This window comes from Kitasatospora sp. NPDC127060 (assembly GCF_042724935.1).
Classification (GTDB): Bacteria; Actinomycetota; Actinomycetes; order Streptomycetales; family Streptomycetaceae; genus Kitasatospora.
Genome location: NZ_JBHXEG010000104.1, coordinates 20796 through 27630 on the forward strand (window position 1 = coordinate 20796; position 6835 = coordinate 27630).

A 6835-nucleotide genomic window follows, 5' to 3' on the forward strand; every position below is an offset into this window, starting at 1 on the left:
ACCTCAGGCGCCGTACCCCTGGCCCCGCTTGTGCTCGTTCAGCCGGCGCCACGGCCCGCTGACGGCCAGCTGGATGCCGGGGGTCTGGATGTTGGCGAACAGGGTCCTGCCGTCGTCCGAGAAGGTCACTCCGGTGAACTCGCTGAACTCGGGCTTCTCCGCGCTGCCGATGTTCAGCTCGTTGCGGGCGATCGGGTAGACCAGCCCGTCCTCGGTGGCGCCGAACAGGTGCGAGACGCCCTCGCCGTCCTCGGCGATCACGATGCCGCCGTACGGCGAGACGGTGATGTTGTCCGGGCCGTCGTAGTTGTCGTGGTCGCCCCAGACGTCCTGGTTGACCCCCAGCAGCACCTTCAGCGTGATGGTGCGCCGCGCCGGGTTGTAGAACCACACCTGGCCGTCGTGCTGCAGCGGGCTCTCCGAACGGGCGTAGCTGGAGACGAAGTAGAAGCCGCCGTCCCCCCACCACATGCCCTCCAGCTTGCGGGCCCGGGTGACCTCGCCCTCCTTGAACTGCTTGCGCACCGAGACGGTCCGGGCGTCGCGGTCCGGCACCTTGACCCAGTCGGCGCCGTAGACGGTGCCGACCTCGGTGGCGCGGGAGAGGTCGTCGACGAACCCGCCCCGGGCGTCGAAGACCTTGAAGGCCTCCAGCACACCGGCGTCGGCGGCGAGCTTGCGCAGCTGGAAGCGGCCGTGCCTGAAGCCGGCCGGCGGGGTCCAGCGGAACAGCAGGCCGTTCGGGTTGGAGGCGTCCTCGGTCAGGTAGACGTGGCCGCGCTTCGGGTCCACCACCACGGCCTCGTGGGCGTACCGGCCGAAGGCCTTCACCGGCTGCGGGTCCCGGTTGTAGTCGTCGTCGAAGGGGTCGACCTCGAAGACGTAGCCGTGGTCCTTGGTGAAGCCGTTCTTCCCGGCCTTGTCCTCGGTCTCCTCACCGGACAGCCAGGTGCCCCACGGGGTCACGCCGCCCGCGCAGTTGGTGGAGGTGCCGGCGATGCCGACCCACTGCTCCACCGAGCCGTCCCGCCTGGCGTGCACGATGGTGCAGCCGCCGGCCGCGCCCGGGTCGTAGACGTGCCCCTCGGTCAGCGGCACCGGGTACGGCCAGTTGGCCCGGGCGCCGGACAGCTCGTGGTTGACCACCATCAGGTTGCCGCCGCGCTCGTCCTCGAAGGCGGAGGTGCCGTCGTGGTTGCTCGGGGTGAACTCACCGGTGCGCAGCCGGGTCCGGCCCGCCCGGTTGAGCACCTGGTACGAGAAGCCCTTGGGCAGCGCCAGCAGCCCGGCCGGGTCCGGCACCAGCGGGCCGTAGCCGATCGCGGCGCCGCCCGCCGCGTTGGTCCCAGCCGCACCGGCGGCGGCCGGGACCGGGGCCTCCCCGCCGACCGGCGCAGCGATCGCACCGGGGGCGCTGGCCAGCGCCTCGGCACCACCGGCGATCAGCACGCCGGCCCCGACGAGGGTGGAACGGTTGACGAAGTCCCGGCGGGACAGCGACATGGCAGCAACTCCTGAGGGGTGTACGGGCGTCGAGGCGGGTCGTCGACGCCCAGCAGAGACTCCGCCGCAGGGGTGAACCCGGCATGACGACCACCTCACCACGAGGCGACCATTTGCCAACCGATGACTTGCCCATGACCCGTGCTTTACCCGGAGTCGGTCAGCCGCGCCCGGTCAGCCGCCCGGCCCGCCACTGCTCCCAGGCCGACAGCCACAGCTGCTCCACCAGCCGGTGCTCCTCCCAGCCACCGGCCCCGACCGCCCCCGGCCGCTCCCGCCACAGCTGCTCCCAGGCCCGCTGCGCCGGCAGGCTCGCCACCTCACTGGCGAACACCGTGTACCGGACGACCTCCTCGACCGCCGCTTCCCCCTCCGCCGTGCCGACCAGCCAATGCGTCTGCTGGGACAACCGGTTGAGGTGGTTGACCATCGACGTCACCGCCGCCGCGGCCTCCTCCCGGCTCTCCGTGGCGAGCCGCATCTGCTGGCGCACCGCCACCTCCCAGCGCACCGCGCAGACGTCCCCGCGCAGCCCGCGCGGCAGCCTCGGTGTCCGCCCCACCCGCACCTGCGCCTCGATCGCGGCGGCCTCCGCGATGCTCTGGGCGATCAGCTCCCGGTGTGCCTCCAGCCCGGTGGCGGGCGGCAGTTCGCGCTCCTCGACCGGCACGTAGCGGGAGCGCCGGGAGGCCAGGTCACGCAGCAGCTCGGTGCGTCCGTGCAGGTAGCGCTCGAAGTCCCCGATCCCGCCCAGCTCCACCCCGCCGGGGGGCAGCCCGCGCCCGCACACCGTGACGGCCTGGTCGCCGACCCGCAGCCGCCCGGCCCACACCGGCCCGGCCGCCCCGACCCCGTCCGCGCCGGCCGCGTCCGCCCCCACGACGGCCACCGGCCAGTCCTCGTGCACCTCCACCGCGCACGGCTCGCCGTCCACCGTGATCCACTCGCGCAGCGCCCGCACCCGGCCCGGCCCGTCGCCCTCGTCGACGCCCAACTGCTCGTAGACCCGGTCCCGTTCGTCCTCGACCACGTCCTCCAGCTCGGGCAGCACCTCGCAGCTGTCGGCCCCCGGCCGGTAGGTGCGCACCGTCACGTACGGCCCGACCGCGGTGCGCCAGTCACCGCACTGCACCTCGACCCAGCGCAGCTCGCCGCCACAGGTCTCGAAGGCCGCCAGCGCCTCGCCCCGCCCCTCCGGGCCGGCCACGCCGTACACCGGGAAGTCCACCGCGGCGAGGGTCCGACGGGAGAACTCCTCCTGGTCGGCGAAACGGTCCTGCCCGGACGGCCGCTCCGGCCCCGACCGCTCGGCGTCCCACTCCTGGGGCCCTCCGCCGCTCTCCCGCACCATCCTCTGCCGCACCCCCGAGTCCTCGCGCCCGCACCGCTGACGCCACCTTACGTGCCCGGAGCTGCCGGGTCATCAGCTCGACTGCCGTACGGGAGCGGTGGCCGTGTCAGTCGGCCAGGTTGTCAGCCGCCCTCCCTACGCTGGGCCGCATGACCGCACAGAACAACACCGAGCAGGCCGCCTTCCCCGCCCGGATCAGCATCGTCACCCTCGGCGTCACCGACCTCGAACGCAGCGCCCGCTTCTACCAGGACCTCGGCTGGAAGCGCTCCGCCGCCTCCAGCCCGGAGATCGTCTGGTTCCGCACCGCCGACTCGGTGCTGGGCCTCTTCCCCACCGAGGAGCTGGCCGCCGACGCGGGCGTGCCCGCCACCGGGGAGCCCTCCTTCCGCGGCGTCACCCTCGCCGTGAACCTGGAGTCCCCCGCCCTGGTGGACGCCGCCCTGCACAGGGCCGTCGAGGCGGGCGCCGTGGTGGTCAAGCCCCCGGTCCCGACCAGCTGGGGCGGCTACTCCGGCTACTTCGAGGACCCGGACGGGCACCTGTGGGAGCTGGCCCACAACCCGTTCTTCCCCTTCACCGAGGACGGCTCGCTGGACCTCCCGTAGCGCGGTGTCCCGCGGATCCCCGCCGGATCCGCCGGACACCGCCGGGCGGCTCAGCCCTTGGACCGCGCCTTGAAGGCCGCCTTGCGCGCCTCCTTGGCCAGCGCCCGGTCCGTGTGCAGCTCCCCGATCGCCTCCAGGACGTCCGCCGTGTACGGGTGGTCGACCCGCCACAGCTCACCGAACCAGGACGCCGGATCGCCCTTCACCGGCAGGTCGGTGATCAGCTCGCGCAGCAGCGCCGCGTCGCCGCCGCTGTCCAGGAGCTGGGCGGCGAAGGTGTCGACCACCGTCCACAGCGCCATCGCCCGGTCCGGCACCGGCACGTCCGACCGGCCCAGCGCCGACAGCCAGGCCCGCGCCGAACCGCCCAGCTCCGGGTCGTCCAGCACCTCCCGGACGGCCGGCTCGGCACCGGCCCCCAGCAGGTTCAGCGCCGAGACGCACAGCATCCGGCGCAGCGGCCCGTAGGCGTCGTCGCCGCGCGCCGCCGCCAGCAGCTCCCGCGCCGCCTGCTCCGGCTCCCGGTCGGCCACCCAGACCCGCAGCTCCTCCTCCGGCAGCACGTTGGCCGATTCGCACACCCCGCGCAGCAGCTCGGCGGCGTCCCCCTGGGCCAGCTCACCGACCAGCGGCGCGTCGTAGCCGTCCTCCAGCAGCCACTGCCGGATGCCGTACTGGCCGAGCGGGGTGAGCCGGACCAGCCCGAAGCGGGCCGACTCCTCGTCGTCCAGCGGCGCCTCCCCGACGACGGCGGGCTCCTCGCCCTCCTCCTCGTCGAACAGCTCCGGGTCGATCGGCCGGTACTCCAGCAGGCCCAGCTCGGCGAGGTCGCCCAGCATCGGGTCCAGGGCGACCATCACGTCGGTGATGTCGCCGAGCAGCTCCTCGCTCGGCTCCTCGCCCTCCGGCACCACCAGCAGCGCGGCCAGCACGCCCAGCGGCACGGTCTCGTTGCCCGGCTCGGCGAAGGCGGTGGTCTCGTACAGCACCTGGAGCGCCTCGTCGAGCAGTTCGGCGGCGGCGTCCCGGGCCTCCTCGACCTCGCTCAGGGCGTCCTCGTCCTCCTCCTCGGACTGCCCCTCGCCCTCTTCCTCGTCCTCCGGCAGCGAGTCGGCCTCCACCGCCAGCTCCCGGACGATCCCGGCGGCGGTCAGCCACAGCTCCAGGACGGTCTCCGGGTCCCCCTCCTCGGCGGGCTCCAGGTCCGGGCCGGGCACCGCGACGTGCTCACCGTCCTTGGTCGTGCCCAGCTCCACCAGGTCCAGGTCGCAGGCCAGCGACCAGGCCCGCAGCGCCTCGACCTCGGCCTCCTCCGGCACCTCGCCCTCGGCCGGGGCCAGCCCCAGCAGCCGGGCGACCGGCGCCCGGTCCTCCTGGGCCAGGTCACCGAACTCGTCCACCACCCGGTGCGGGGCCGCCCAGCGGGCCAGCGCCAGCGCGTAGCCGAACATCGGCACCGCCTTCGCCTGCTCGGCCAGCTCCCGCTCGGCGGGCAGCTTCACCGGCGGTACCAGCACCGCCGCGTCGTCCAGGTCCTCGTCGTCCAGACCGTGCGCGGCGAACGCCCCGTAAAGGTCCTGGAGCTCCAGGTCCGCGGGCAGGACCGCCTCGGCCGCACCCTCTCCCGCCGAAGCCCCGGCGTTCTTCCGACGTCGTCCGGCCATCGTCGTGTGCTCTCCCTCAGCCAGCGGTCCGCTCGAACAGCTCCGCGTGTCGATCTACCACCTCAGCGTATAGGCCGGGCACCCCCGATGCCCGGCCTCAAGGGGCGCACACAGGGGCGCGCGCCGCTTCCACGCGCCCACCCCTTATCCTTCGCATTGGTACCGCGCACAACCCCGCGCGGGCCACGGGCAACGAAGCCCCTTCTCTCAGCTCACCCGCTCCACCAGGGAGCCCCGCACCGCGGCCACCACCACAGCGCCTCCGGAGGGGCGTGCCGGCACACCCCGCCGACCCCGGTGGTGCCCGGCCACAGGAGATCCCTGCCATGGCGGACCTCTCCCCCGCCGGCTCCGCGCTGCGCACCGCGCAGCTCGACGGACGCCGACTGTCGGAGGCCCTGCTTCCCCTGGAGCTCGCGCCCCGCGCCCAGCTCCAGCTCGCCGCGATCAGCCGCTGGAACGCGCTGCGCGGCATCCGCGTCGGCCTGGTCGCCGGCGCCCTGCTGCTGATGCTGATCGGTGCCAACCTGGCGACGCCGATCTACCCGATGATCCAGCAGCGCCTCGGCCTCGGCCCGCTCGACACCACGATCCTCTTCACGATCTACGTCTTCGCGCTCGTCCCGGTCCTGGCCGTGGTCGGCCACTGGTCCGACCACCTCGGCCGACGCGCCCTGATCCTGCCCGCCGTGGCGCTGGCCGCCGCCGGGGACGTCGTGTTCGCCACCTCCACCAGCTTCTGGCAGCTGGCCGCGGGCCGGGCGATCCAGGGCATAGCCGTCGGCCTCTCCACCGGCGCCGCCGGAGCCGCCCTCGGTGACCTCCTTCCCGACCACCCGACCCTGGCCGCCAAGCTCACCCTCGCCTGCTCCGCGGGCGGCGTCGCACTCGGCCCGGTCGTCGGCGCCCTGCTGGCCGGCGGCTCCGACCCGCTGCTGACGCCCTTCCTGCTGCACGCCGTGGCCCTGCTGGCACTCTGCCTGCCCCTCGCCCTGGTCCACCCCCGGATGCCCGGCCGCAACCGCCCGCCGGCCTCCCCGCCGCGCATCACCACCCCCGCCCACCTGCGCCCCCAGCGCCTGCGGCTGCCGCGCACCGGGCGCCGCGAGTTCCTGCTCGCCGCCTCCGCCGGATTCATCTCCTACGCGGTCTTCGGCGTCTACCTCAGCCTGGCCCCGGCCTACTCCGCCAAGCTGCTGCACACCCCCTCCCACCTGACCGGCGCCGTGGTCGCGGCCCTGCTGCTCGGCTCCTCCGCGATCGCCCAGCTGCTCGTCCCGCCGACCGCCGACCGTATGGTCATCGCCCTCGGCATGACCGGCCTGGCCACCGGCCTCGCCCTGGTCGTCGCCGCCGGCTACACCGGCACCCCCGCCCTGCTCTTCATCGGCAGCGTCCTCGGCGGAGCCTGCCAGGGCGTCGCCTTCCGCTCCCTGTTCACGACGGCGGTCGCCGCGATGAACCCGGAACGCCGCGGCTCCGAACTCAGCGCCCTCTGGGTCATCGTCTACCTCGGCAGCTCCCTCCCCATCGTCATCGTCGGCGCCCTGGTCAAGACCTACGGCCTCCTCCCCGCCATCAGCGGCTTCGCCAGCGTCGCCGCCCTCCTCTGCGCGGCCCTTGCCCTCACCGTCGCCCGCAAGCCCAGGACCGCCTGACCCCACCTGCGAGAACGCCGCTGCCCGGGACTTCCTCACGAAGTCCCGGGC

The 6835-nt window shown here is 74.1% G+C and carries 5 protein-coding genes; 2 read left to right on the forward strand and 3 right to left on the reverse strand.

The annotated features are described in order from the left end of the window. Window positions 1–3 precede the first annotated feature (3 nt). Window positions 4–1503, reverse strand: coding sequence for an alkaline phosphatase PhoX (locus ACFWIS_RS36380; RefSeq protein ID WP_380461786.1), 1500 nt, complete (start codon window positions 1501–1503; stop codon window positions 4–6). Window positions 1504–1663: 160 nt separating this feature from the next. Beyond that, a complete protein-coding gene (locus tag ACFWIS_RS36385) occupies window positions 1664–2866 on the reverse strand; it encodes a hypothetical protein (protein WP_380461787.1) in 1203 nt (400 codons plus the stop codon). 137 nt (window positions 2867–3003) lie between these two features. Here ACFWIS_RS36385 and ACFWIS_RS36390 point away from each other — a divergent pair, with 137 nt between their 5' ends. Next, a complete protein-coding gene (locus ACFWIS_RS36390; RefSeq protein ID WP_380461788.1) occupies window positions 3004–3462 on the forward strand; it encodes a VOC family protein in 459 nt (152 codons plus the stop codon). A 50-nt stretch (window positions 3463–3512) separates the two neighbouring features. Here ACFWIS_RS36390 and ACFWIS_RS36395 read toward each other — a convergent pair whose 3' ends face one another. Further along, a complete protein-coding gene (locus ACFWIS_RS36395; RefSeq protein ID WP_380461789.1) occupies window positions 3513–5126 on the reverse strand; it encodes a hypothetical protein in 1614 nt (537 codons plus the stop codon). A 326-nt stretch (window positions 5127–5452) separates the two neighbouring features. Here ACFWIS_RS36395 and ACFWIS_RS36400 point away from each other — a divergent pair, with 326 nt between their 5' ends. Continuing rightward, complete coding sequence (locus ACFWIS_RS36400; protein WP_380461790.1) at window positions 5453–6784, forward strand: MFS transporter; 1332 nt, start codon at window positions 5453–5455, stop codon at window positions 6782–6784. Window positions 6785–6835 lie beyond the last annotated feature (51 nt).

Excerpts from the sequence above, each read along its gene's own strand:
- ACFWIS_RS36380 (WP_380461786.1), bottom strand. The coding sequence starts at position 1,503 with ATGTCGCTGTCCCGCCGGGACTTCGTCAACCGTTCCACCCTCGTCGGG.
- ACFWIS_RS36390 (WP_380461788.1), top strand. The coding sequence starts at position 3,004 with ATGACCGCACAGAACAACACCGAGCAGGCCGCCTTCCCCGCCCGGATC.
- ACFWIS_RS36395 (WP_380461789.1), bottom strand. The coding sequence starts at position 5,126 with ATGGCCGGACGACGTCGGAAGAACGCCGGGGCTTCGGCGGGAGAGGGT.
- ACFWIS_RS36400 (WP_380461790.1), top strand. The coding sequence starts at position 5,453 with ATGGCGGACCTCTCCCCCGCCGGCTCCGCGCTGCGCACCGCGCAGCTC.